The sequence below is a fragment of the Agrobacterium sp. 6Ca8 genome (genome assembly GCF_055382765.1).
This window is the reverse complement of the sequence record NZ_AP026434.1, coordinates 1,222,028-1,246,100: the sequence shown is the minus strand read 5'-3', so window position 1 is coordinate 1,246,100 and position 24,073 is coordinate 1,222,028. Positions and strand designations below refer to the sequence as shown.

24 protein-coding genes are annotated in these 24,073 nt (G+C 59.2%); 14 read left to right on the top strand and 10 right to left on the bottom strand.

Features of this window, described 5'->3' with window-relative positions:
• Positions 1 to 5 precede the first annotated feature (5 nt).
• On the bottom strand, positions 6 to 683 hold the full coding sequence (locus tag ACZ5A6_RS19945) for a GntR family transcriptional regulator (RefSeq protein ID WP_004431355.1): 678 nt from the start codon (positions 681 to 683) through the stop codon (positions 6 to 8).
• Between the two features lie 129 nt (positions 684 to 812).
• On the opposite strand from ACZ5A6_RS19945, the gene ACZ5A6_RS19940 reads away from it, so the two are divergent.
• From ACZ5A6_RS19940 to ACZ5A6_RS19905, 8 genes are all read left to right on the top strand, one after another.
• Positions 813 to 1,442 (top strand): flavin reductase family protein, encoded by a 630-nt coding sequence (locus ACZ5A6_RS19940; RefSeq protein ID WP_013761067.1) that lies wholly within the window; start codon positions 813 to 815, stop codon positions 1,440 to 1,442.
• A gap of 22 nt (positions 1,443 to 1,464) precedes the next feature.
• Positions 1,465 to 2,181 (top strand): aspartate/glutamate racemase family protein, encoded by a 717-nt coding sequence (locus tag ACZ5A6_RS19935; RefSeq protein ID WP_013761066.1) that lies wholly within the window; start codon positions 1,465 to 1,467, stop codon positions 2,179 to 2,181.
• Positions 2,182 to 2,296: 115 nt separating this feature from the next.
• Complete coding sequence (locus ACZ5A6_RS19930) at positions 2,297 to 3,232, top strand: LysR family transcriptional regulator (protein ID WP_464111319.1); 936 nt, start codon at positions 2,297 to 2,299, stop codon at positions 3,230 to 3,232.
• Positions 3,233 to 3,344: 112 nt separating this feature from the next.
• On the top strand, positions 3,345 to 3,824 hold the full coding sequence (locus tag ACZ5A6_RS19925; RefSeq protein ID WP_065661920.1) for a formate dehydrogenase subunit gamma: 480 nt from the start codon (positions 3,345 to 3,347) through the stop codon (positions 3,822 to 3,824).
• Positions 3,821 to 5,377: a formate dehydrogenase beta subunit gene (locus ACZ5A6_RS19920; RefSeq protein WP_464111318.1), complete on the top strand. Its 1,557-nt coding sequence runs from the start codon at positions 3,821 to 3,823 to the stop codon at positions 5,375 to 5,377. Before ACZ5A6_RS19925 ends, ACZ5A6_RS19920 begins: the two co-directional genes overlap by 4 nt.
• 4 nt (positions 5,378 to 5,381) lie before the next feature.
• Positions 5,382 to 8,264: a formate dehydrogenase subunit alpha gene (gene fdhF / locus ACZ5A6_RS19915; protein ID WP_111803983.1), complete on the top strand. Its 2,883-nt coding sequence runs from the start codon at positions 5,382 to 5,384 to the stop codon at positions 8,262 to 8,264.
• A gap of 71 nt (positions 8,265 to 8,335) precedes the next feature.
• Entirely contained in the window at positions 8,336 to 8,674 is a 339-nt protein-coding gene (locus ACZ5A6_RS19910; RefSeq protein WP_111796641.1) for a formate dehydrogenase subunit delta, read from the top strand.
• A gap of 132 nt (positions 8,675 to 8,806) precedes the next feature.
• Positions 8,807 to 10,459: an OFA family MFS transporter gene (locus tag ACZ5A6_RS19905; RefSeq protein ID WP_013761061.1), complete on the top strand. Its 1,653-nt coding sequence runs from the start codon at positions 8,807 to 8,809 to the stop codon at positions 10,457 to 10,459.
• Between the two features lie 53 nt (positions 10,460 to 10,512).
• On the opposite strand, the gene ACZ5A6_RS19900 is transcribed toward ACZ5A6_RS19905, so the two are convergent.
• The 3 genes from ACZ5A6_RS19900 to ACZ5A6_RS19890 form a co-directional block, all read right to left on the bottom strand.
• Positions 10,513 to 10,965 carry a GNAT family N-acetyltransferase gene (locus ACZ5A6_RS19900; protein WP_464111317.1) on the bottom strand — a complete coding sequence of 151 codons (453 nt, stop codon included), beginning with the start codon at positions 10,963 to 10,965 and terminating at the stop codon, positions 10,513 to 10,515.
• 171 nt (positions 10,966 to 11,136) lie between these two features.
• A complete protein-coding gene (locus tag ACZ5A6_RS19895; protein WP_464111316.1) occupies positions 11,137 to 12,495 on the bottom strand; it encodes a sensor histidine kinase in 1,359 nt (452 codons plus the stop codon).
• A complete protein-coding gene (locus ACZ5A6_RS19890) occupies positions 12,492 to 13,154 on the bottom strand; it encodes a response regulator transcription factor (RefSeq protein ID WP_065705589.1) in 663 nt (220 codons plus the stop codon). Before ACZ5A6_RS19890 ends, ACZ5A6_RS19895 begins: the two co-directional genes overlap by 4 nt.
• A gap of 135 nt (positions 13,155 to 13,289) precedes the next feature.
• On the opposite strand from ACZ5A6_RS19890, the gene ACZ5A6_RS19885 reads away from it, so the two are divergent.
• The gene (locus ACZ5A6_RS19885; RefSeq protein WP_111796638.1) at positions 13,290 to 13,838 is read left to right on the top strand and encodes a hypothetical protein; all 549 of its coding nucleotides are present in this window, start codon (positions 13,290 to 13,292) and stop codon (positions 13,836 to 13,838) included.
• An 82-nt stretch (positions 13,839 to 13,920) separates the two neighbouring features.
• Here ACZ5A6_RS19885 and ACZ5A6_RS19880 read toward each other — a convergent pair whose 3' ends face one another.
• The 4 genes from ACZ5A6_RS19880 to ACZ5A6_RS19865 all read right to left on the bottom strand — a co-directional run bounded on the left by ACZ5A6_RS19880 (position 13,921) and on the right by ACZ5A6_RS19865 (position 16,577).
• A complete protein-coding gene (locus ACZ5A6_RS19880; RefSeq protein ID WP_004431368.1) occupies positions 13,921 to 14,427 on the bottom strand; it encodes a DUF992 domain-containing protein in 507 nt (168 codons plus the stop codon).
• Positions 14,424 to 14,771: a BON domain-containing protein gene (locus ACZ5A6_RS19875; RefSeq protein ID WP_019566731.1), complete on the bottom strand. Its 348-nt coding sequence runs from the start codon at positions 14,769 to 14,771 to the stop codon at positions 14,424 to 14,426. The genes ACZ5A6_RS19880 and ACZ5A6_RS19875 overlap by 4 nt, the downstream gene beginning before the upstream one ends.
• Positions 14,772 to 14,778: 7 nt before the next feature.
• The gene (locus tag ACZ5A6_RS19870) at positions 14,779 to 14,958 is read right to left on the bottom strand and encodes a CsbD family protein (RefSeq protein WP_004431371.1); all 180 of its coding nucleotides are present in this window, start codon (positions 14,956 to 14,958) and stop codon (positions 14,779 to 14,781) included.
• A 140-nt stretch (positions 14,959 to 15,098) separates the two neighbouring features.
• Entirely contained in the window at positions 15,099 to 16,577 is a 1,479-nt protein-coding gene (locus ACZ5A6_RS19865; RefSeq protein WP_111796637.1) for a PAS domain S-box protein, read from the bottom strand.
• A gap of 176 nt (positions 16,578 to 16,753) precedes the next feature.
• Here ACZ5A6_RS19865 and ACZ5A6_RS19860 point away from each other — a divergent pair, with 176 nt between their 5' ends.
• Entirely contained in the window at positions 16,754 to 17,743 is a 990-nt protein-coding gene (locus tag ACZ5A6_RS19860) for a Bug family tripartite tricarboxylate transporter substrate binding protein (protein ID WP_464111315.1), read from the top strand.
• Between the two features lie 283 nt (positions 17,744 to 18,026).
• Here ACZ5A6_RS19860 and ACZ5A6_RS19855 read toward each other — a convergent pair whose 3' ends face one another.
• The gene (locus tag ACZ5A6_RS19855; protein WP_162163082.1) at positions 18,027 to 18,260 is read right to left on the bottom strand and encodes a hypothetical protein; all 234 of its coding nucleotides are present in this window, start codon (positions 18,258 to 18,260) and stop codon (positions 18,027 to 18,029) included.
• Between ACZ5A6_RS19855 and ACZ5A6_RS19850 the strand changes: the two genes are divergently transcribed.
• The 4 genes from ACZ5A6_RS19850 to ACZ5A6_RS19835 all read left to right on the top strand — a co-directional run bounded on the left by ACZ5A6_RS19850 (position 18,192) and on the right by ACZ5A6_RS19835 (position 23,179).
• The gene (locus ACZ5A6_RS19850; protein WP_464111314.1) at positions 18,192 to 19,982 is read left to right on the top strand and encodes an ABC transporter ATP-binding protein; all 1,791 of its coding nucleotides are present in this window, start codon (positions 18,192 to 18,194) and stop codon (positions 19,980 to 19,982) included. The genes ACZ5A6_RS19855 and ACZ5A6_RS19850 overlap by 69 nt on opposite strands.
• A 131-nt stretch (positions 19,983 to 20,113) precedes the next feature.
• A complete protein-coding gene (locus tag ACZ5A6_RS19845; protein WP_025594895.1) occupies positions 20,114 to 20,455 on the top strand; it encodes an ArsR/SmtB family transcription factor in 342 nt (113 codons plus the stop codon).
• The gene (locus tag ACZ5A6_RS19840) at positions 20,452 to 21,375 is read left to right on the top strand and encodes an SRPBCC family protein (RefSeq protein ID WP_112682832.1); all 924 of its coding nucleotides are present in this window, start codon (positions 20,452 to 20,454) and stop codon (positions 21,373 to 21,375) included. The genes ACZ5A6_RS19845 and ACZ5A6_RS19840 overlap by 4 nt, the downstream gene beginning before the upstream one ends.
• 208 nt (positions 21,376 to 21,583) lie before the next feature.
• The gene (locus ACZ5A6_RS19835; RefSeq protein ID WP_464111313.1) at positions 21,584 to 23,179 is read left to right on the top strand and encodes an EAL domain-containing protein; all 1,596 of its coding nucleotides are present in this window, start codon (positions 21,584 to 21,586) and stop codon (positions 23,177 to 23,179) included.
• Positions 23,180 to 23,216: 37 nt separating this feature from the next.
• Here ACZ5A6_RS19835 and ACZ5A6_RS19830 read toward each other — a convergent pair whose 3' ends face one another.
• Positions 23,217 to 24,026 carry a transglutaminase-like domain-containing protein gene (locus tag ACZ5A6_RS19830; RefSeq protein ID WP_112682830.1) on the bottom strand — a complete coding sequence of 270 codons (810 nt, stop codon included), beginning with the start codon at positions 24,024 to 24,026 and terminating at the stop codon, positions 23,217 to 23,219.
• Between the last annotated feature and the right edge of the window lie 47 nt (positions 24,027 to 24,073).

The window sequence follows — 24,073 nt, the reverse complement described above, 5'->3', positions numbered from 1 at the left end:
TCGGGTCAGGCGAGTGCGGCGCGCAGATCGTGGGAAAGGTCGCGGATTTCGCTGAGATCGAGTTCCGCTTCCACGTGTTCCAGATGGTGGGTCATCAGATGCGTGGCTTTCGCCGGGTCGTTATTGGCAATCGCATCGACGATTTCCGCATGCTCGTCCGGTCCGCAATTGAAGCGGTCGGTGTTGCGGTAAACGGCGGTGATGAGAGAGGAACGCGAAATGAGGTCGCGCATGGTGGTGAACAGGAAATCGGAACCGGCCGTTTCCGCAAGCAGCAGATGGAACCCGCCGGAGAGCTTGATGATATCTGTGGTGATGTTGTGAGCATTGGCCACGCGCTCCTTGGCGACATGGTCGCGAAGCCGTTTCAGATCGGCCTTGGTGGCCGATTTGCACAGACGTTCAACGACACATTGCTCCACGGTGCGACGCACGAAAAACACGTCTCTGGCTTCTTCGACCGATGGTTTCGAAACGAAGGCGCCGCGATTGGGAACGATGGTGACGAGACCGTCGCGCTCCAGAACGGACAGGGCCTGACGGATACGTGCACGGCTGACACTGAAAATTGTCGCCAGTTGTTCTTCCTTCAGCTGCACGCCGGGACGCAGCCGCCGCTCAGCGATGGATAGCCAGACTTTCTCGACAATTTGCTGTGTGGACTGGCCGTTCTGCTCGGTCATTTTGTTCGCTCTCCATTAGGGTTAGAAAAGCGTGATGCCGCCGAAAAAGTCAACTGTTTCAACAGGGTTTTGGTTGCACAATTGTCAACAATATGAAACAATATTGTATACTATAAACGGGACAGTGTCATGGAATTCGACTTCACCACGCTTGAGCCACAGAGCCGCTATCGGTTGCTGACGAATTTTATTGGTCCACGGCCGATAGCGCTTGTCACGACCCGCTCGGAAGCGGGCCACAACAATGCAGCGCCGATGAGCTTTTTCAACGTCTTTTCCCATGATCCGCCCATCGTTGTTCTCGGAATCCAGCCGCGTCTGAATGGCGAGGAGAAGGACACGATGGCCAATATTCGCCGCACCGGCGAGTTTGTCGTCAACATGGTCGATATGACTATATCCGAACATATGCTTGTCTGCGGCCTCGGTTTCGACAGCGAGGTCGATGAACTTTCCATGGCGCAGCTGACGCCGGCGCCCTGCAACAAGATCGATGCAAGCTTTGCAGCGGAATCGCCCTGCGCCTTCGAGTGCCGGGTGGAGCGTCTGATCGATTATCCGCGGCGGACGCTGGTGCTGGGGGAAGTCGTGCACATGCATGTCCACAGGGACTGCCTCGACAAGGAGGGGCATTATGTCGATCCGGACCGATACCAGCCGATCGCACGCCTCCATGCCGACAATTACATTACCTCGGATCGCCAGTTCGTCTTGAAGGCGCCCCCCATTACCGACTTCATCAAGCCAGATGGCAAGTGACAGTCCCGAAAGGCTGACCTGAATGCATATTCGTCTGATCAACCCGAACTCAACCGCCTCGATGACGGCGCAGGCGCTCGAGAGCGCCTTGCGCGTCAGGCAGGCGGATACGAAGATTTCCGCTGCAAACCCTGTCGATACGCCGGTCAGTATCGAAGGCGGGGCCGATGAGGCGCTGGCTGTTCCCGGCATGCTGGAGGAAATCCGCAAGGGCGAGCGGCTGGGCGTCGATGCCTATGTGATTGCCTGCTTTGATGATCCGGGCCTGCATGCGGCGCGCGAAGTCGCGCGTGGTCCCGTGATCGGCATCTGCCAGGCCGGCATTCAGGTGGCGATGACGATCAGCCGCCGCTTTTCCATCATCACAACGCTGCCGCGCTCCATCCCCATTATCGAAGATCTCGTCGATAGCTACGGTGCACAGCGGCATTGCCGTAGGGTTCGTGCCATCAATCTGCCGGTGCTGGGTCTTGAAGAGGATCCGCTTGCAGCCGAGGCGATGTTGATCCGCGAAATCGAAGCGGCCAAGAAAGAAGATGCGGCAGAAGCCATCATCCTCGGTTGCGCCGGCATGTCCGCACTGTGCGACAGGCTGCGCGAGGCAACCGGCGTCCCTGTCATCGATGGTGTCACGGCCGCCGTCAAGCTGGCCGAAGCCCTGGTGGGCGCGGGTTACGTGACATCCAAGGTCAATGCCTATGATTATCCGCGGGTGAAGGAAACCAAGCTCGTCGCCTGACCGGGAAACGCGGGTGCGGCAAAGCGCCTCCACGGCGTTTGCGACAAAGCTCGCCTCGCTCTAGTGTCTGCTTTCGCGCCGGTCCGCAGAATGGTCGCGCGGGATGGGAGGCAGGATGATCGACAAGCTGGAGTTTTTCATTGCACTTGCGCGCGCGGAGCATTTCGGGCGGGCCGCGGAGGAGTGCGGCATCTCGCAGCCGACGCTGTCTGCGGCCATCCGGCAACTGGAAGATCAGCTCGGTGTCGTGCTCGTCGTGCGCGCGGCCCGATATCAGGGCCTGACGCCGGAGGGACAGCGGGTGCTCGAATGGGCAAGGCGCATCGTTGCCGATACACGCACGATGCGGGAGGAAATGCGCGCTGCGCGTAAAGGTCTCGCCGGCCATATCCGGCTGGCCGTCATCCCCACCGCTCTCGCCATGGTGCCCAGGCTCACCGAACCCTTTCAGGCGCGTCACCCGGCAGTCACGTTTTCCGTCACCTCCCGCACGTCGTTGCAGGTTCTCAGCCAGATCGAAAATCTCGAAATCGACGCGGGAATCACCTATCTCGACAACGAACCTCTGGGCCGGGTGACGACGGTTCCGCTTTACTCGGAGCGATATCACCTGATTGCGGCTGCAGGCACGCCCCTTGCCGATCAAGAGAGCGTGACCTGGAAGCAGGTTTCGGGTCTTCGGCTTTGCCTATTGACTTCCGACATGCAAAACCGCCGCATTATCAACAAGCACATGGCCGAAGCGGGTGTTGAAGCGAAACCCACGCTCGAGTCCAATTCGATGATTGTACTGTTTTCCCATATCCGAACCGGACAATGGGCTTCAATTATGCCGCGTAACATCGCGGAATCGTTTGTTTTTCCAAAACAGATTCGAATGATCCCGATTGTCGAGCCCGATGCCGAGCATCTTGTCGGCCTCATCGCCACCTATCGTGAACCCCATACGCCACTTGTTTCCGCACTGCTGCATGAGGCGCGATTGCGCGTCGCGGCCTTCGCTTTTGATAGAAATTTCCTATCGACTGACGGAAAGACGATATTGACCTGATCTTGCTCCGCTCGCCATTCTTTCGCCATCAGGCAGCGCGGCGCGCCGGATAAGGATGTGGAGGTCCTCCGGTTCAAACGCCCGCCACCTGTCGGTTTGGGAGGACTGGCTCATGAATATTCGTGCTGTCGCCGCAGATGAGGCGACGCGTGTGCAGGCTATCATTGACGACTGTCTGCATATGGAAGGGCCAATGCTGCCCATCCTGCACAGGGTGCAGGAAGAATTCGGCTATGTGCCTGATAGCGTCAAACAGGTGATCGCCCTGGCCCTCAACGTATCGCGTGCCGAAGTGCATGGTGTTGTGAGCTTCTATCCCGATTTCCGCGACCATCCCGGCGGGCGCCATGTGCTGAAGCTCTGTCGGGCCGAGGCTTGCCAGTCGATGGGCTGCGAGTCTCTTGCCGACACCATCAAGGGGAGACTTGGTCTCGACTGGCACCAGACGGCAAAGGATGGCTCGGTCACACTCGAGCCGGTCTTCTGTCTCGGGCTCTGCGCCCAGGCACCCGCGCTGATGCTGGATGGCGAGGTTCATGCCAGAGTGGATGAGCACTGTCTTGGCGACATTCTGGCGGAGGTGCGTCGATGAGCGTGACCGTTTTCGTGCCTTGCGATTCCGCAGCACTCGCCGTTGGTGCCGACCGCGTTGCCGAAGCAATCCAAGGTGAGGCCGCGGCCCGCAATCTTGACATTCGCCTTGTCCGCAACGGTTCGCGCGGCCTGCTCTGGCTTGAAGTGCTGGTAGAGGTCGACACCCATCATGGCCGCGTTGCTTATGGTCCGGTCAAAGCTTCTGATGTTTCCGGGCTGTTCGATGCGGATTTTCTTGATGGCGGCGATCATGCGCTCTGTCTTGGTCTGACCGAAGAAATCCCTTTCCTGAAGAATCAGACGCGCCTCACTTTCGCTCGCTGCGGCGTGACCGATCCGCTTTCGCTGGAAGACTACCGTGCCAACAAGGGCATGAAGGGGCTGGAGAGAGCCGTCGCACTCACCCCCGCGGAGATCGTCAAACAGGTCACCGATAGCGGCCTTCGCGGACGGGGTGGCGCGGGTTTTCCGACCGGTATCAAGTGGAAAACCGTGGCGGATGCCACCTCCGATCAGAAATACATTGTCTGCAATGCGGATGAGGGCGACAGCGGCACCTTTGCTGACCGCATGATCATGGAAGGTGATCCCTTTGTCCTTATCGAGGGCATGGCCATTGCCGGCCTCGCGGTTGGTGCAACGAAGGGCTACATCTACACCCGCTCCGAATATCCCCATGCCGTTAGGACGATGGAAAAAGCCATCGACATTGCCCGGCGAGAAGGGGTGATCGGCGCGTCTGTGCTGGGTTCGGGTCGCGCGTTCGATCTCGAGGTGCGCATGGGCGCTGGAGCCTATGTATGCGGTGAGGAAACCTCGCTGCTCAACAGTCTCGAAGGCAAGCGCGGCACGGTGCGCGCCAAGCCGCCGCTTCCCGCCCTGCAGGGGCTGTTCGGCAAGCCGACGGTAGTCAACAATGTCATTTCTCTCGCTTCGATCCCTGTGATCATGGATCGCGGCGCGGCGTTCTACCGGGATTTCGGCATTGGTCGTTCGCACGGCACGATCCCGATCCAGCTTGCCGGAAACATCAGACATGGCGGACTTTACGAGACCGCTTTCGGTCTGCCGCTCGGGCAATTGGTCAACGAAATCGGTGGTGGCACCATTACTGGCCGGCCGGTCAAGGCGGTTCAGGTCGGCGGCCCATTGGGCGCTTATTTCCCGGTGTCGCTGTTTGATACGCTGTTCGACTACGAAGCATTTACCGCTGCAGGCGGCCTGATCGGTCATGCCGGCATCGTCGTCTTTGACGACACCGCCGATATGCTGCGCCAGGCGCGTTTTGCCCTGGAATTCTGTGCCGTCGAAAGTTGCGGAAAGTGTACGCCATGCCGGATCGGTTCGACACGCGGTGTCGAGACGGTGGACAAGATTTCCCTTGGAATAGAAGCAGAGCGAAATACGGCGCTGCTTGAGGATCTCTGCGAAACCATGAAGTTCGGTTCGCTCTGCGCGCTAGGCGGTTTCACGCCTTATCCCGTGATGAGCGCGCTCAGGCACTTCCCGCAGGATTTTGCACCCATCCCACGTGTCGAAGCGGCGGAGTAAGACCATGGCCCTTATATCTGAAATCGACTACGGAACACCAAAATCCACCTCGACAGAGATGGTCACGCTAACCATCGACGGCCGCGAGATCACCGTGCCGGCGGGAACGTCCATCATGCGTGCTTCGAGAGAAGCGGGCATCGATGTTCCCAAACTCTGCGCCACCGATATGGTCGATGCCTTCGGTTCCTGTCGCCTCTGTCTCATCGAGGTGGAGGGCCGCAATGGCACCCCCGCCTCCTGCACCACGCCAGTGGCGGCCGGTCTTGTCGTCCACACCCAGACGGAACGCCTGAAGCAGATCCGCAAGGGTGTGATGGAGCTTTATATCTCCGACCACCCGCTCGACTGTCTCACCTGCGCCGCAAATGGCGACTGTGAATTGCAGGATATGGCTGGCGCCGTCGGCCTGCGTGACGTGCGTTACGGCTATGATGGTGACAACCATGTGAAGGCCCGTGCCGGCGATGGCGACCTCAACGCCAACTGGATGCCCAAGGACGAGAGCAACCCGTATTTCACCTACGATCCGTCAAAGTGCATCGTATGTTCCCGCTGCGTGCGCGCCTGTGAGGAAGTGCAGGGAACGTTTGCCCTGACGATCGAAGGGCGCGGCTTTGAAAGCCGTGTTTCGCCCGGCGCGCACGAGGCATTTCTTGATTCCGAATGCGTTTCCTGCGGTGCCTGCGTGCAGGCCTGTCCGACGGCGACGCTGACTGAAAAATCGGTGATCGACATCGGCCAGCCGGAACATTCGCTGGTCACCACCTGCGCTTATTGTGGTGTCGGCTGCTCGTTCAAGGCGGAGATGCGTGGCGAAGAGCTGGTTCGCATGGTGCCGTGGAAGGACGGTCAGGCAAACCGTGGCCATTCCTGCGTCAAGGGTCGCTTTGCTTATGGGTATGCCAGCCACCGCGACCGCATTCTCAACCCGATGGTCCGTGAAAAGATCAGCGACCCGTGGCGCGAAGTGACGTGGGACGAGGCATTTGCCCATGTCGCCTCCGAATTCCAGCGAATTCAGGGCAAGTATGGCCGCGAATCCATCGGCGGCATCACCTCTTCTCGCTGCACCAATGAAGAGACCTTTCTGGTCCAGAAGCTCATCCGTGCCGGTTTCGGCAACAACAATGTCGATACCTGCGCCCGCGTCTGTCATTCGCCGACGGGGTACGGGTTGGGGCAGGCGTTCGGCACCTCTGCCGGAACGCAGAATTTCGATTCCGTCGAACATTCGGATGTTGTCCTCGTCATCGGCGCCAACCCGACGGACGGGCACCCGGTGTTCGGCTCACGCTTGAAGAAGCGGCTGCGCCAGGGCGCCAAGCTGATCGTCATCGATCCGCGCCGCATCGATCTCGTTCGCACGCCGCATGTGGAGGCGTCGTTCCATTTGCCGCTGAAGCCTGGAACGAACGTCGCCGTGCTGACAGCCCTTGCCCATGTCATCGTTACCGAAGGATTGTTCGACGAGGCCTTCATCCGCGAGCGTTGCGACTGGTCGGAATTTGAGGACTGGGCCGCGTTCGTGGCCGAACCGCAGCATGGCCCGGAGGAAACAGAAAACTTTACCGGCGTTCCCGCCGAGGAGCTGCGCGGTGCCGCCAGGCTCTTCGCCAAGGGCGGCAATGGCGCAATCTATTACGGGCTTGGCGTTACCGAACACAGCCAGGGCTCCACGACCGTCATGGCGATTGCCAATCTGGCCATGGCGACCGGCAACATTGGTCGCCCCGGTGTCGGCGTCAATCCGTTGCGCGGCCAGAACAATGTGCAGGGCTCCTGCGACATGGGGTCTTTCCCGCATGAGCTTCCCGGTTATCGTCATATATCCGACGATGCCACCCGGGAAATATTCGAAAAGCTCTGGGGTGTTACCCTCAACAACGAGCCGGGGCTGCGCATCCCCAACATGCTGGATGCAGCCGTCGATGGCAGTTTCAAGGGCATCTACATTCAGGGCGAAGACATCCTCCAGTCGGACCCGGACACCAAGCATGTTTCAGCCGGTCTTGCCGCGATGGAATGTGTTGTCGTGCACGATCTGTTCCTGAACGAGACGGCGAACTACGCGCATGTCTTCCTGCCGGGTTCCACCTTCCTCGAAAAGGATGGCACGTTTACCAATGCTGAACGCCGCATCAATCGTGTGCGCAAGGTCATGTCGCCGAAAAACGGCTATTCGGATTGGGAGGTCACTCAGAAGCTGGCTCAGGCCATGGGGCTGAACTGGAACTATACGCACCCGTCGCAGATCATGGATGAAATCGCCGCGACGACACCGAGCTTTGCCGGCGTTTCCTATGACTATCTGGAGAGCAGAGGCTCGGTGCAGTGGCCGTGTAACGAAAAATTCCCGGAAGGCTCGCCGATCATGCATGTGGACGGGTTCGTGCGCGGCAAGGGCAAGTTCATCCGCACCGAATATGTTGCGACGGACGAGCGTACCGGCCCGCGCTTTCCGCTGCTGCTCACCACCGGCCGCATTCTGTCGCAGTACAATGTCGGCGCGCAGACACGGCGCACCGAAAACGTCGTCTGGCATGAGGAGGATCGTCTCGAAATCCATCCGCATGATGCCGAACAGCGTGGCGTCAAGGATGGTGACTGGATCAAGCTCGCCAGCCGCTCGGGCGATACAACGCTACGGGCGCTAATCACCGATCGCGTTGCGCCGGGGGTGGTCTATACCACCTTCCACCATCCGGGCACGCAGGCAAACGTCATCACCACCGACTACTCCGACTGGGCGACGAACTGTCCGGAATACAAGGTCACTGCAGTTCAGGTCTCGCCCTCGAACGGGCCGACCGAATGGCAGGAAGGATATGACGCGCTCAGCCGCCGTTCGCGGCGGATCGCAGGCAAGCTCGAGGCGGCCGAATAGTCGGGGCCGGGGCAATCCCGGCCTTTTGAAAACGTGAACGTCGTCCGTCAGGCGGCGCGGGGAAAACAGCCATGTTGCTTAATCACACCGACGAAAAACTGGTGAGAATGGCGAACCAGATCGCGACTTTTTTCCTTTCCCAGCCGGAGGATATCCGCGTTGAGGGGGTCGCCACGCACATTAACAAATTCTGGGAACCCCGTATGCGCAAACGGTTTTTCGAGATGTTTGATGCCGGTGCCGGGGAGTTTTTGCCGCTGGTGCTCGCAGCAGCGCTCAAGATCAAGAGGCCCGGGGTGCCCGCCGCCGATGCGGTCGGGCTTGGCAAGGATGCCACGGGAACGCCGGAGGGCAAGGGCGTTGCTGCGGGCGAGTCCTTGTCCGAACCGAGCATTCCCGAAACCACGTAAAGCCAGGCGGTAACACGCCGCAAACAGGTATTGCCGGATGGGGGACATCCGGCGATCTCGGTAACGCCCGGTCGATGCGGCCAATGGGGGCGTATCATGGTTGTCCAGACATTCACGAGGGAGGTAGTGTCGATGGCAGTAGCAGGCGTATCTGCGGGAGGGCCGGCGCAAGCCGGGGTTCTGGACCGCGAACGGATCATAGCAAAACCGGGCTTCAACCGCTGGCTGGTGCCGCCAGCGGCTCTGGCCATTCACTTGTGTATCGGCATGGCCTACGGCTTCAGCGTCTTCTGGCTGCCGCTGTCCAAGGCATTGCCGGCAACGGACCCCAGTTGCTCCAGCCTTACCCTTGTCGGGGCACTGTTCACCACGGAGTGCAACTGGCGTGTGGCCGATCTTGGCTGGATCTATACGCTCTTCTTCGTCTTGCTCGGATGCTCGGCGGCGATCTGGGGCGGTTGGTTGGAAAGGGTCGGGCCGCGCAAGGCCGGCTTCGTTTCCGCCTGCTGCTGGTGCGGCGGCATTCTGGTTGCAGCGCTTGGCGTGATGACGCACCAGCTCTGGCTGATGTGGGTCGGGGCAGGTGTCATCGGCGGCGTTGGTCTTGGCCTCGGTTACATCTCGCCGGTCTCGACATTGATCAAATGGTTTCCGGACCGGCGCGGCATGGCAACCGGCATGGCCATCATGGGCTTCGGCGGCGGTGCTATGATCGGCGCACCGCTTGCCAATCTGCTCATGAATACCTTCAAGACGGATACTTCAGTCGGTGTCTGGCAAACGTTCGTCGTCATGGCATTGATCTATTTCGTCTTCATGATGGCGGGTGCCTTCGGTTACCGCATTCCACCGGCGGGCTGGCGTCCGGAAGGCTGGACGGCCCCGGCGGCCAAAAGTGCCATGATCACCAATCGTCACGTTCATCTGCGTGATGCGCACAAGACGAAGCAGTTCTGGCTCATCTGGGCGGTTCTGTGCCTCAACGTGTCGGCGGGTATCGGCGTGATCGGCATGGCATCGCCAATGTTGCAGGAGATTTTCGCGGGTTCGTTGATCGGTCTGCCCGGCGTTGGTTTTGCGGACCTCAACATCGAGCAGAAAGCATCGATCGCCGCCATCGCGGCCGGGTTCACGGGCCTGCTGTCGCTGTTTAACATCGGTGGCCGCTTCTTCTGGGCTTCCATGTCCGACAAAATCGGCCGCAAGAACACTTACTTCTGCTTCTTCGTGCTTGGCATCATTCTTTATGCGCTGGCCCCGACGCTGGCAACGATGGGTTCCAAGGCGTTCTTCGTTCTTGCCCTCGGCATCATCCTGTCGATGTATGGCGGCGGCTTTGCAACCATTCCCGCCTATCTTGCCGACATCTTCGGCACACAGTTCGTCGGCGCGATCCATGGCCGTCTGCTGACGGCATGGGCAACGGCGGGTATCGCCGGGCCTGTTGTCGTGAATTACATCCGCGAGGCACAGATTGCGGCCGGTGTCGCACCGGGTCCCGCACTCTATACCAGCACCATGTACATCCTGGCGGGGATGCTCGCGATCGGCCTCATCGCCAACGCGTTTGTCCGGCCGTTGCCGGAGAAATGGTTCATGTCGGATGCGGAGGTTGCGACACTTCAGGCCAAGACCGCCGCAGCCAATGCAGGGCCCACCGGTTCCTTCGGTATCGGCAGGGGTGGCTTGGACGCCAAGGCCGCACTCGCCTGGGCAGCCGTCGGCATACCACTTCTCTGGGGCGTGTGGGTCACGGTCAAAAGCAGCCTTGTGCTGTTTGGCTGATTGCAACAAACATCAGATGGTCCGGGCAGCCCTGTGGCTGCCCGGATTTGTTTTCAGGCCTTGATTGACAGGCGGGCATTCTCGAAGGGCAGGCCGTCATCGTCAGTCGACCTGCGCGAGACTTCAAGGAAGCCGTGCGAACGGTAAAACCGCATCGCCTGCTCATTGGCGGTATAGACCTCAAGCGACAATTCACCCTTGAGATCAAGCGCGTGGGCGATGAGCCTGCGCCCGATACCCTTGCCCTGTTGTGCCGGTGCGACGAACAGGCCTCCGATGAAACTGTCGAGCAGGCTGATGAAGCCGACAGGGTTACCGGCCTGCGCCGCGACGAGAGTCTCCGATAACGGCAGATAGGTATCTTCGATCAGTCTTTGCTGCTCGCGCAAACGCTGCGTGCCGATAAAGGGATGTGCCAGCAGCGAGGCATCGAGCCAGATGCGTGACAGGATTTGCGTATCCGCTGCCGCGTCAAAGGGCCGGATGTCGATAGATTTGATATTCATGGAAATTCCGCAGAATTAGACATGCCAAAGGGTCAGCTCCGTTTTCAGAGCCGGCTGAAACCGCGATGAGCGGTCAGATTTTCAACCTCTGCGCATAAATCTCCCTGCTTTCGAAACCTGTATTTACCGCTGCTGTGCAGCAGGGTCAACAAAGGGAAAGGCGGGCTTTCCTCAAGATCCTGCCGGCAGGGTCAGCGAACAGGTAAGTCCGCCATTTTCGCCGCGCTCCAGCCTGATGCTGCCGCCATGAAGCTCGACAAGTTCCTTGACGATGGTAAGACCGAAGCCGTCACCCGGAACGGTCTCGTCCATGCGTCTGCCCGGCTGGAAAGCCTCGGAAATGCGGGCATCCTCGATGCCCTGTCCATCGTCCGAGATCACGATCCAAACGTCGCGTCCGGTCTTTTTCGCGGAAATACAAACCGCGCTTTTGGCCCATTTGAATGCGTTGTCGATGATATTGCCAACGATCTCGTCCAGATCCTCAGGCGTGACCTGCAATAGAAACTCGGGGTCCACATCGACTGTAGCGACAATCCCCCGGTCGGCATGAATACGCGACATGATATCAACGATATCGTCTATCCTCGGTTTGAGGGCGGTCACCGTGGCCGTGCCGCCTGCTGCGGTCTTGCGGGCTCTTGCCAGATGGTGGCGGATGCGCTGGTCGATCCTGTCCACAAGCGCACGCATTTCGCGATCCGGGTCGTTGGTTTCGTTGAGCGCAAGGTAGAGGCTTGTCACAGGGGTTTTCAGACCATGGGCGAGATTTGCAAAGTGCAGACGTGTTTCCGCAAGCCTCTCGCTATTCTGCTCCACGAGACGGTTGATTTCGCCCGAGGCTGGACGCAGTTCCTCGACATCCGCCTCCGGCAACCTGTCGAGTGTGCCTGCCGCAATCGAGGAAATATCGGCGGTGAGTTGCCGCAGTGGTCGCAGACCATATCTGACCTGCAGGAAAATACCGCCGACGAGGCTCGCGCCCAAGAGGGTCATGGCAGGTATCAACCACAGAAGCGCGCTGCGGGCGGGTGCAACCAGCGCGAATTGCGGCGCAGTGGCAGTGATTTCGACGAGGCGCTGTCCGACCATGGTTTGAATGGATCTGAGATAGAGCTTCTCGCCGTGAAAATCGGCATTCGCGCCGGGACGAGGGCCGTGGCTCATCATTTTGCGCCATTCGAACGGGGAGGGCGGGTTGGTTATGGTTTGCCCCGCGAGCGACCGAGAGACGATAGCTACGCCCTCGCCGGTGATCTGCCAGTACCAGCCGGAGCCGCGCCTGTCGAATGGCGGGCCGTCCAGCGCGGCGTTGAGTGTCACGCCGCCGCTTGCGCTGCCGGAGAGCGCGCTCCGCAATCCCTCTATCTGCGTGTCGAGCCGTTGGTCGATCTGTTCACGCACCACGGCGGCAACGATGAGATAGAGTATGATGGAGGCGACGATCACGGTCGCGGTGACGAAAACCACGGAAAAAACCGTGAGGCGGCGCGAGATCGACGAACCCGGAATGGCCGAAAATTCCCTCATGGCTCTGCCTTCAGCATGTAACCGCGCCCGCGAACGGTCTCTATATGCCCGGCACCGATCTTGCGCCGCAGGCGGGCAATGATCACTTCGATGGAATTGGAATCCACTTCCGCATCGCCCTCATAGACCCGTTCGATGAGTTCGCGGCGGTCGACCACCACTTCCTTGCGCAGGATGAGGCAGGAGAGGACCCGCCACTCCAGCGCGGTCAGCTTCAACGGCAAGCCGTCCTGTTCGAAGGTTCCGAGCTGCGCATCGAAGATGAGCGAACCGCAGGTGATGGCGGAGGCGGCGTGGCCGGTGGCGCGGCGAACGAGTGCACGCAGCCGCAGCACCAGTTCTTCTACCTTGAACGGCTTGGTGAGAAAATCGTCTGCTCCAGCTTTGAAACTCGCCACCTTGTCCGGCCATCCGTCACGCGCGGTCAAAACGAGTACGGGCAGGTTCCGCTGCGCCGACCGCCATGATTTCAGAACCGATACGCCATCGATTTTCGGTAATCCCAGATCGAGAACGGCCACGTCGTAAAGTTCGGTAAGCCCGGCATGTTCGGCATCCTCGCCATTCTGCGCGATGTCGACGACAAAATTTTCCGCCCGCAGGCTGGCTGCGATGCGCCGGGAAAGATCGGTATCGTCTTCAACGAGAAGTATGCGCATGGTCCTGCCGTTTCGGTTTCGTGGGCGGTGTTTTAACTAGGCCCGGAAGGCTTAACTCAACCTGAACCACAAGGTTCAGGCTGCTGGTGGTGCCTGGCAGGTAAAAAGGCCCTGTCAATCAAACAGGAGACCATCATGTCCCACTCTGAAGAGAATAACGAAATCGCAGCACCGAAGGCCACTTCTGACACTCCCGTGCCGCCGCACCGGAAACATCGCCGTAAAACCGCCGCGTTCGCCTTTGCGGCCGTTGCCATGCTGGCCGTTGGAGCCGCTGCCGGAGCCGGTGCGGTGAAGCTGACACGCCCGACACCCGAGATGGCGCCGATGACACCCGTTGCCATTTCCACCGTCAAGGAAGGAAATCTCGTGACCCTGAAGGGCAAGGTCGCCGAGATTTTCGGCAACAAGTTCATCGTTCAGGATGATAGCGGCCGCGCACTCATCGATACCGGCCCCGAGGGCGATAATGGGAAGGTCGTGACTGTCGATGAAGCGGTCAGCGTTCAGGGCCGTTTCGACAGGGGTGTCCTGCGGGCAAGCTATGTCGTCCGTCAGGATGGCACTATCGAGGCACTTGGACCGGCAGGCCGTCCGCCGCATCATGGTCCTAAAGAGGATATGATGCGCGGGCCAAAAGGCGACGGCCCGATGGGCGAGATGATGCCTCACCCCAAACCCTGATATTGGGGCCTGATCTGCGCCAGACGGCGCGGGCTCGAAGACGATAACCGTCCCGAGCCCGCGCCGCCGGTTTTTTTAAGGTTTAGCCCGCACGCTTCAACTGCAGACGCGAGACACCCGCAGCGATGTTAACGCCGGTGCCGACTTCGGCGCTGAGCGGCTGAAGCGCGAAGTTCTTGGCATTGCCGCCGATCAGTGCATTGGCGCCCAAGCCCACGCCGACCGATGCGGCAGCGGAGGCACCAACATAGTTGCCGCTCAACGCACCGTCACCCACGCGGCTGGCTGCGGTGTTCAGCACGATCCAGCTCATATAGGTCTTGCCGGTTACGCCGATGTCGAGACCGAGCTTGCCGATCGTGCCGGTATAACGCTCGGTCTTGCCGGAGCGCTGGCGAAACTCGCAGGCCACGCTCTTGCTGGAGCCGACCACAAGGCCGACGCCGCCGGCAATTTCGCACGACAGGGTGCCGACGCGTTCCTTCTGCGCGGTTTCCATGGGGCGCTTTGCATTGTGCTTCGTTTCGGCTGAAGCAATCGGGGCAAGGGCCAGGGTTGCAATCGCGGTTGCGAGAACGAATGTCTTCATTGTTTTTCACTCCTGTTGTTATTCGCTAGATGGATGCGCCGGGACGGCGTCTCCAGATAGGTGCAAGGCCGCTGCCGTATCGCCAGATCGGCGATGATGGGCCGCGACGCGAAACATTCTGCGATGATGACCGCATGTTCGAAGGCAGAGAGTGTTTCCACCTCGCCGGAGAGCACGATACGGCCCTCCACGGAGGTGACGGAGATCGAGCTTTTTTCCTGCCCGTCCGCATAGGCGATCACGGCTTGCAACGCGGCGCACAGGCTGATCTCCTGGGGATCGCAGCTTGACACCTGGTTTGCATCGCACGAGAGCATCATCGTGAAACCTCCTGCCTTGAACATAGATGGTTCACTTGAGAACTTTGTTGACGGCGTCCTTTGCCTGTCCGAGCTTCTCCTGCGCCTGGCCAGCCAGTTTCTCGGCCTTGCCTTCTGCCTGAAGCTTGTCGTTGCCGGTGATCTTGCCGGCTGCTTCCTTGATGGTGCCCTTGGCTTGACGGGCGATACCTTCGATACGGTTATTGTCCATGACGAACTCCTTCCATCGTTAGAGGGTGCCGCTGTTGGTAGCGGCATGATGGCAAGGTAGTTCGGAAAAATCACAGTTTGCAGAGCAATAGCTACTAGTTGAACTGGTACAAACTGACCTATTTTCGCGTTCGGCTGCGGTTATTTTTCCCTATGGCCGGTAAAACCGCGCTCGCGTGCCCAGATCACGGCGGCGGTGCGGCGGTTGACACCGATCTTGCCGTAGAGTGAGGCGATATGGTTGCGGATCGTATGCTTGGACAGGTTCAGCCTGTCGCTCATTTCCTTGTCGCTGCATCCATCGCAGATCAGTGACAGGATTTGCTCCTCGCGCTCGGTGAGATCCTTGAGGGAGGCTGAAGACGTTGTGCCGCGGGAGTTCTGCCGCAGCCCCGCCAGCCGCTCGACAACCGTCCGGCTGAACCACGATGTATCGGTCATGACGCTTTCGATCGCTTCAATCAGTTCGTTCTCGGTTCTACGCCGCTCAGTCACGTCCTGTATCGCCCAGATGACACAGAGCTGATCGTTGATCTCGGCGCGTTCGGCGGAAACGATGCATTCGGCCAAACCGCCACCGGAAAGATTCATGCGCATGTTCTCATCGCGGATGGGGATGTTGTCCTTCAGCCGCTTTTCGAGATCGCGGCGCGCGCCCGCGTCCTCCCACAGCCGCAATTCGCTGGCCGTCTTGCCCACGACTTCGGCCTCGTTGCGTCCGCACAGGACCAGAAAAGCGTCATTGACTTCCATCAGCACGAAGTCGTCCAGCCTCGAAATCGCTGCCGGGACAGGCGACAGGCGAAAGGACTTGAAGAAGCGCTCCTCGCTCTGTCGCAGGGCGTTCTGGGCTTTGCGGCGGCCGTCCAGATCGGCGAAGGTGAACAGCATGCAGGGTTCTTCGGCAACGGCGATCGTTTCGCCGGCCACGATAACCAGCCTGTCGCCGCCGGGGATGGGAATGAGCGCCTCGCGCTGACGGATGAGCCGGCCATCCTCCAGCTTTTTCAGGGCGTCCTCGCCTGTATCGCACTCGGAAAACAGTCCGAGTTCCTCGACACTGATGCCGATGATCTCTTCACGGCTGAACCCGGTCATCTCAAGGAAACCCTGATTGACGCGGATGAAACGCTTGTCCTCCAGCCGGCATATCAGTCCCGGCGCCGGATTGGCATTGAAGGCGCTCTCGAAGCGCGCCTCCGCCTCGAAACGCGGCGTTTCGTCCCGGATGATCAGGACCAGAACATCCGGTTTTGCGCCAGCATCTTCAAGAACGAGCCCGCGCACTGTGTGGACCCAGCATTCCGCTTCATCGCCGCTTGGCGATATCTCTACCGTCACATCTTCGAAGGTCTCGCCCGCCAGAAGCCGTTCAAGCGGATATTGCCCCTCGTCGAGCAGGTGGTTGTTGCGGTATCGAAGCGTGAAATTTCGCCGATAGGCAGCGGCATCCTCCCCAAGCTCAGGCATCGCTTCTATACGGTGCATCTGAAGGGCGGCCTTGTTGGCCCAGGCTATCGTTCCGTCGTTTTCGAGCAGGATCAACCCGTCGCTGAGGCCAGCTATGAGGTTTTGCAACACGAGCCGGTTGATCTTGGGAATGTTTACGTTGTCGTCCATGTTGCCCCCGGTATTTCAATGCTTTGTGCCCGCTATAACGCGCGGTTCCGCCAAGCGTTGCAGGGTAGGCGTGTCGCATGGCCTTCGCGCATGGTTTGCGATGCCGGTTGCTTGCTCTCAAGTCCATTTGAGCTACTATGCGCTGATGGCGGGGAGGCCATTCTACAGGAGGGTTCATGAATTACCGGTCTTTGAAACGGCATATGGTGTTGAAACTTGCGGCTACGGCTGCTTCTTTTTGCATGATGGGACTGACGGCGAGCGCGCAGGGTTTTCCTGATCGAACGATTACGCTGGTCGTTCCCTTTGCGGCAGGTGGCTCAACCGATGTGGTTGCGCGCGTCATCGCACAGAAAATGGGTGATGAGCTTGGTCACCAGATCGTCGTTGAAAATGTTGCCGGTGCAGGCGGTAATCTCGGTGCCGACCGTGTCGCACGCGCAGAGCCTGACGGTTACACGATCCTGATGGGCACCGTTGCTACCCATGCCTTGAACCCGCTCATTCTCAAGACAAAGCCTTACGATCCGCAAAAGGATTTTGCCCCGGTCTCGCTTCTGGTCGTGGTTCCCAATGTGCTTGTTGTCAATCCGAAGCTGAACGTCAACAGCGTCGCGGAATTGATCGCGCTTCTGAAAGCCGAACCCGACAAATATGCCTATGCCTCGTCCGGCAATGGCACGCCGCTGCATCTTTCAGGGGAATTGTTCAAGAGCATGACCGGTGTGAGCATGCAGCACGTTCCCTATAAAGGTGCCGGCCCCGCGCTCAACGATCTTCTCGGCAACCAGATTTCGATCATGTTCGACAATCTGCCGTCGTCGTCCGGCCACATAAAATCCGGCACATTGCGGGCGCTTGGCGTAACGACTGCCGAGCGGGCGTCATCATTCCCGGATCTGCCGACCATTGCCGAAACCGTACCCGGTTATGAAACCTACACGTGGAACGCGCTGTTTGCGCCTGCCGGCACGCCGGCCGATGTGGTGGACACACTGAATGCGGCGGCCAAGAAAGCGCTTGCCGATCCGGGTGTGGCGGCCCGCATGGCCGAATTCAGCGCCAAGATCGTCGGCTCTTCGCCCGATGAGCTGAAAAGCCACGTTGCGGCCGAAATCGCCAAGTGGGAACCGGTCGTCAAGAACGCAAACGTCCAGATGGATTGACCAGATATGTTCTCGCCGCGCACCGGAGCCTGGGTGCGGCGGGAAGCGCCACTACGCAAAAAAAACGTGGCCGAAGCTTTCATTGGCATCGGCCACGTTCGTTGCCGTCACACCAGCTGATGTGTCGTTTTCGCATCACTTGCCATAAGGTTGCAATTACCCGGTTGGCAACGGCGAACAGCTCAGGTACAAATTTCTCACCGCGTCAGATCGAACATAGGGAGGCGTTGCATGACATCATCATTCATCAAGTTCCTCCCGCGTGGAATGAACCGACACTAGGTCATTTCCATTCGTGGCCCGCCCCGAGCGCGCCCCACATGCGGTTTTGTTTTCCTTCATAGCCCGATTGATCTGACGGGATCATTTTGTTTTCCGCCCGGGCTGTGCCATCCAACTTCCGTTTTTGAGGACCGGTTGCCGAACGCATGGCGCCGTGCTGGTTAAAATGTCTCGCAAGAAGCTCGATTTCCGCGCCGATGCCTATCGCCATGTGCTCGGCTTTGTTTTCCACCATTGGACCCACCGGCGGGCATTGGTGGGCTTTATTGTTGTGCTGGTGATTGCCAGCACGCTGGCCGAAGTCATGGTGCCGGTTTTCTCCGGCCAGATCGTCGATGCCATTGCCGGCGGCAACGGGGCTGACCGGGCGCTGCGCGCCTTTGTCGTCGTCGTGGCGCTGGGCTTGACCAGCGTAGTCCTGCGCTGGTTCGTGTTTAACGGCATCATCAGGCTGACGCTGAAAACCATGGCGGATGTGGCGAATAACGGTTTCTACCGGGTGCAGCGGTTCTCAACCGACTGGCACGCCAACAGCTTTGCCGGTTCAACGGTTCGAAAGATCACGCGTGGCATGTGGGCGCTTGATTCACTCAATGACGTGCTTCTTATCGCCCTGTTGCCCTCCATCGTCATGCTGGTGGGCGCCACCATCGTACTGGGCAGTTACTGGCCGATCATGGGCTTAATCGTGGGCACGGGGTCGCTGATCTATGTCGGCGTCACCGTGGTGCTCTCCATGGGCTTTGTATCGCCGGCGGCAAGACTTGCAAACGCCTGGGATACCAAGCTTGGTGGCGCGCTGGCAGATGCCGTCAGCTGCAATTCGGTGGTGAAAGCTTTTGGCGCCGAGACTCGCGAAGAGGCGCGGTTGCGCCATGTGCTGGCCAAATGGGACAACCGTACGCGAAGGACATGGAAACGCGGCACGCTGAACGGCACGATCCAGGGCTTCATGATGGTGTCCATGCAGGCCGGTATTCTGGGAACAGGCCTTGTCATGTGGCAGCTGGGACTGGCGACGCCGGGCGACATCACCTTCGTGCTGGCGATGTTCTTCGTCCTGCAGGGCTATCTGCGTGATGTCGGTCAACACATCCGTAACCTGCAACGCGCCGTCAACGACATGGAAGAGTTGGTGTTGCTCGACAAGATGCCTTTGGGTGTCGAAGACAGGCCGGATGCCAGGCCGATCAGGATAGAGAAGGGCGAAATCGTTTTTGACAACGTCACTTTTCAATATGGCGCGCATCCCAGCCCGCTCTATGAGGACTTTTCAGTCACCATCAGGTCGGGTGAGCGTGTGGGGCTGGTCGGGCATTCGGGGTCGGGAAAGACGACATTCGTCAAGCTTATCCAGCGGCTTTACGATGTGAATTCCGGCTCGATCCGCATTGACGGCCAGGACATCGCCAAGGCCAGGCAGGCAAACCTGCGCAGCCAGATCGCCATCGTGCAGCAGGAACCCATCCTGTTCCACCGCACGCTGGCGGAAAACATCGCCTATGGCCGGCCGAGCGCCTCGCGGCGTGAGATCGAGCAGGCGGCGAGGCAGGCAAGCGCCCATGATTTCATCATGTCCCTTCCCAAGGGCTATGAGACGATGGTGGGTGAGCGCGGCGTTAAATTGTCTGGCGGGGAGCGGCAGCGTGTCGCCATTGCACGTGCCTTCCTCGCGGATGCGCCGGTGCTGATTCTGGACGAGGCGACATCGAGCCTCGACAGCGAAAGCGAAGTGCAGATCCAGGAGGCCATGGAACGTCTGATGGATGGCCGCACCACGCTGGTCATTGCGCACCGGCTTTCCACCGTGCGGGCGCTTGACCGTCTGCTGGTGTTCGACAAGGGCAAGATTGTCGAAGAGGGCGACCACCAGGCGCTGATCCGTCTGAATGACGGCATCTATCGCCGGCTGTTCGAGCGGCAGGCGCTGGAACTGACCAAGGGTCTGGTGGCTTAAAAAATGAAACGCCGGGGCAATGCTCCGGCGTTTTCTTTTGCGCGGCGGCCAACAAATGCTCGCGGTCAAACACTTAGCTAATCGACGAAGTTTTCCTTGCGTTTGAGCCGTACTGCATGATAGTTAGCATTATGACTAAGCATTCGCCCGAACTATCGCTGATCTTTCAGGCTCTGGCCGATCCAACGCGCCGGTCTATTCTAACGAAGCTCGCGCAAGGGCCTGCCCGCGTCATGGAATTATCCGCTCCCACGGGGCTGCGCTTGCCGACCGTGATGCGGCATCTGTCGGTACTGGAGGAGGCGGGGCTTATCCGCACCTCAAAGGATGGGCGGGTGCGCACCTGCGCTATCGTGCCCGAGGCTCTGGAGCCGGTGCGGACATGGCTTGATGAACAGCGGGCCATTTGGGAGAGCCGGCTCGACCGGTTGGAGGCATTTGCAATGCAGGCTGCGAAGGAGCGCACGGAATGATGTCGAAACGCAATCAGGACGGCACCCGTGCTGAACCCCATCTTGGCGATGGCCGCTTTGCAACACTGAGCTTCGAAAGGGTGATCGCTGTTCCATTGTCGGTCCTCTGGCAAGTGTGGACGTCGCCTGCCGCGCGGGCTGTCTGGGCAGCGCCCACGCCCGCCGTGACCGTGGAGTTTCTGGAAGCCGATACCAGAGTTGGCGGACGCGAAGTTTCGCTTTGCAAGGTCGATGGGCAGCCTGATATTCGCTGCGAATGCGGGTGGCTGGAATTGCAGCCAGCCTTGCGCAGCGTCAATTACGAGGTGGTGTCGTCCGGTGACGTGACGCAGTCTGCGGCGCTGGTGACCGCTGATTTTTCGGCGACGGAGCAGGGCAGTCGCGTTGTCGTAACCGTGCAGCTTTCCTCCTTGGCTGCGGATATGCAGGCGGGTTACCGGCAGGGCTTCGGTGCCGGTCTTAACAATCTGGCCGAGGTGGCCAGACGAACAATGGTGCTGGAGCGAACAATAAGGGCGCCGCGCAACATCGTCTGGAAGGCCTGGATGAATTCCGAGACGCTGCCGCAATGGTGGGGACCGGAAGGGTTTTCGTGTCGCACGAAGAGGATCGATCTGCGAACCGGCGGCGAGTGGGTGTTCGACATGATCGGACCTGACGGCACTGTCTTCCCGAACCATCATCGATATATCGAGGTCAGGCCTGAGGAGAGGATCGGCTACACGCTGCTCTGGGGCGAAAACGGGCCGAAACATGCCGACGCCTGGGCTTCGTTCGAGGATCAGGACGGCGCGACGAAAGTCGTGCTCGGCATGGTGTTCAGCACGGATGCCGAGTTCCAGGACGCGAAGGGTTTTGGGGCTATCGAACTGGGTCAGCAGACGCTCGGCAAACTGGAACGCTTTGTTTTCGCATCGTAATTGCACCGGGACTGAACTTCGACAGGGGCGTGATACCCTCTCGGGGTAACTGGATTATCGGCCCCGCGTTCCTGCCCTCACGGTGGTTTTCAGATTGCGTTGACGGCAGAAATCGTAATTTGCATCACCCTGTTTTCACCGTTCCGCACACAGCAAAAATTAAGGAGATTGCGACACTGATGTCTCGACTACCTTTTGGAGAGTGATGATGCAGTCACGACGTTGGCGTGTAATAGCCGTGGGGATATTTCTGGCCATAGTCGGCGCCGCGCTGCCCATTGCCGCCATGGCCTGGACGTCCTGGCGTGTCGCCATCCAAAAAGAACTCTTCATTCTCGACCTCGTTGCCGAAAGATCGCTTGTTCGTGCCGGAAATACATTCAGGCAAGCGCAAGGGGCATTGGAAGCAATTGAAACGGCGCACCCTCCCGCATGTTCGGATCAGCATATTGCACAAATGCGGATGGTGACGATCAACGTCCCCTCAATCGAGGAGATTGGCTATTTCGAAAACGGCTTCATCAAATGCACCTCCTGGGGACGCGCCGCTGGCGACGTAGCCAAATCCCATGTCGACTACGTCACACCGGACGGTCTTGAAGTGACGTTGCGTATCCAACCCGGCATCAGCCACGGCGACCAGATGACGAGCCTGCATCTCGGCCACCACAACGCGCTCGTCGCACCTTCGAGATTTGCTGATATTGTGCTGCGGGACGGGATGTCTCTCGCGATCCTCAACGATAAAGCTGCGGTCATCAGCACGCAGAACCTTCCCGATACAGGGGTTCTGGCCACGTTGCCGACAAAAGAGGGGCAGGGCACGACGGACGCATGGCTTTATTCGGTGGTAAAGGAGAACGCGCTGACGGCGGTGGTTCTCGAGCCAAGGGCGGCGTTGCGAACGAGGCTGGTACGGGAGTTGACTATCCTTTTGCCCATCGGCGCATTCATTGCGCTCTTTATCGTCGGCATCGTCATCTGGATGTCGCGCAAGCGGTTGTCGCCGGAAACGGAACTGGAAATCGCCGTCCAGAACCGTGAATTCATCGTCCACTATCAACCGATCATCGAACTTAAGACCAATATATGCGTGGGCGCCGAAGCGCTTATCCGCTGGCGGCGGCCTGATGGCACGCTGGTGAGGCCAGACCTCTTCATTCCGGTGGCGGAAGAAACAGGGCTGATAGAGCCCATCACCGATCAGGTCGTTGAAGCCATTATTGCAGATCTTGGTACCATGCTCGTTGGGGATCGCAGCGCACATATCGCCATCAATCTCTGCGCCGAAGATGTAAAATCGGGCCGGATACTAGACTTCATCGATCAACGCCTTGTCCGCGCGGATATACGCAAGGAGCAGATATGGCTTGAAGCGACCGAGCGCGGTTTCATCGACATTGACGCGGCGCGCGTCACGCTGGACAGAGCTCGCAAGGCCGGGCATTCCGTGGCAATTGACGATTTCGGAACCGGCTATTCCAGCCTTCAGTATTTGCAGGGACTGCCGTTGGACGCCCTGAAAATCGACAAGTCCTTCGTTGATACGATCGGCAGGAACACGGCAACCAGCACCGTGACGCTCCATATTATCGAGATGGCGCGTGAGCTTGGACTGTTTTCCGTTGCGGAAGGTATCGAGAGGCCGGAGCAGGCGGCCTATCTGCGGGAACATGGTGTGGATTTTGGTCAGGGCTGGCTGTTTTCCAAGCCGCTTCCGGCCGATGAATTCATCGCCTTTCACCGTCAGAACAAGGCAACATATGGTTCCGCTCCAGAGGTCATTCAGGTCGCCTCTGTTTAGGTCGAGCGAGACCTGAGCGTCTTGACGCTACCCGTCGCTATCCGACCAATTCTTCCGTAATGACTTCGAACCGCTTCAGGATAGCCGGCCCGAAGGCGGTGGACAGGGCGACGTCCGTCGCATCTCGTCCTGTCGCCATCAAGATGCGTCCGATGCGGGGCCTGTTGTGACGGGCATCGACCGTATACCAGCGGCCGCTGAGATATACTTCGAACCAGGCGCTGAAATCCATCGGATTGGGGTCCTTCGGCACGCCGATATCACCGAGATAGCCGGTGCAATAGCGAGCGGGGATATTCATGCAACGGCAGAGGGTGATCGCAAGATGTGCGAAATCGCGGCAAACCCCGGTCCGGTCGATGAAGCCGCCATATGCTGTCCTGAGCGGATCGGCTTTCTCGTAGTTGAAGACAATATGGGAATGCACAAAATCGAGGATCGCCTGCACACGGGGCCAGCCGAGCGGTGTTGCCGAGAAGTTTTTCCAGGCGAAGTCCGCCAGGCGGTCGGTATCGCAGTAACGGCTGCCTAGCAGGAACACTAGAACATCGTCTGGTAAATCCTTGATATCGTGCTGGAAAGCGTTTTCAGGAACCGGATCTGGCAGGCCGCCGTCGTATATGTCGAACCGCGTCGAGATCGTCGTCACGCCTGGCGGTGCGGTTATGCGGCTGCAGGCGTTCCCGAAGATATCCATATAACCCCAGGCCTCGATCGGCCTGTCGAAGGTCAGCACCTGTTCGGTGAGCAGATCCGCGCGCCGGCTGGGGTGGAGATTGAGAACAAGCAGCATTGCCGTCTCATTCTCGCATTCATAAGCAATATCGAACCCGGCGCGAATCTTCATTCAGTACATCCTTTATGAGCCATCTTGATGTTGTTCACGCTGAAACG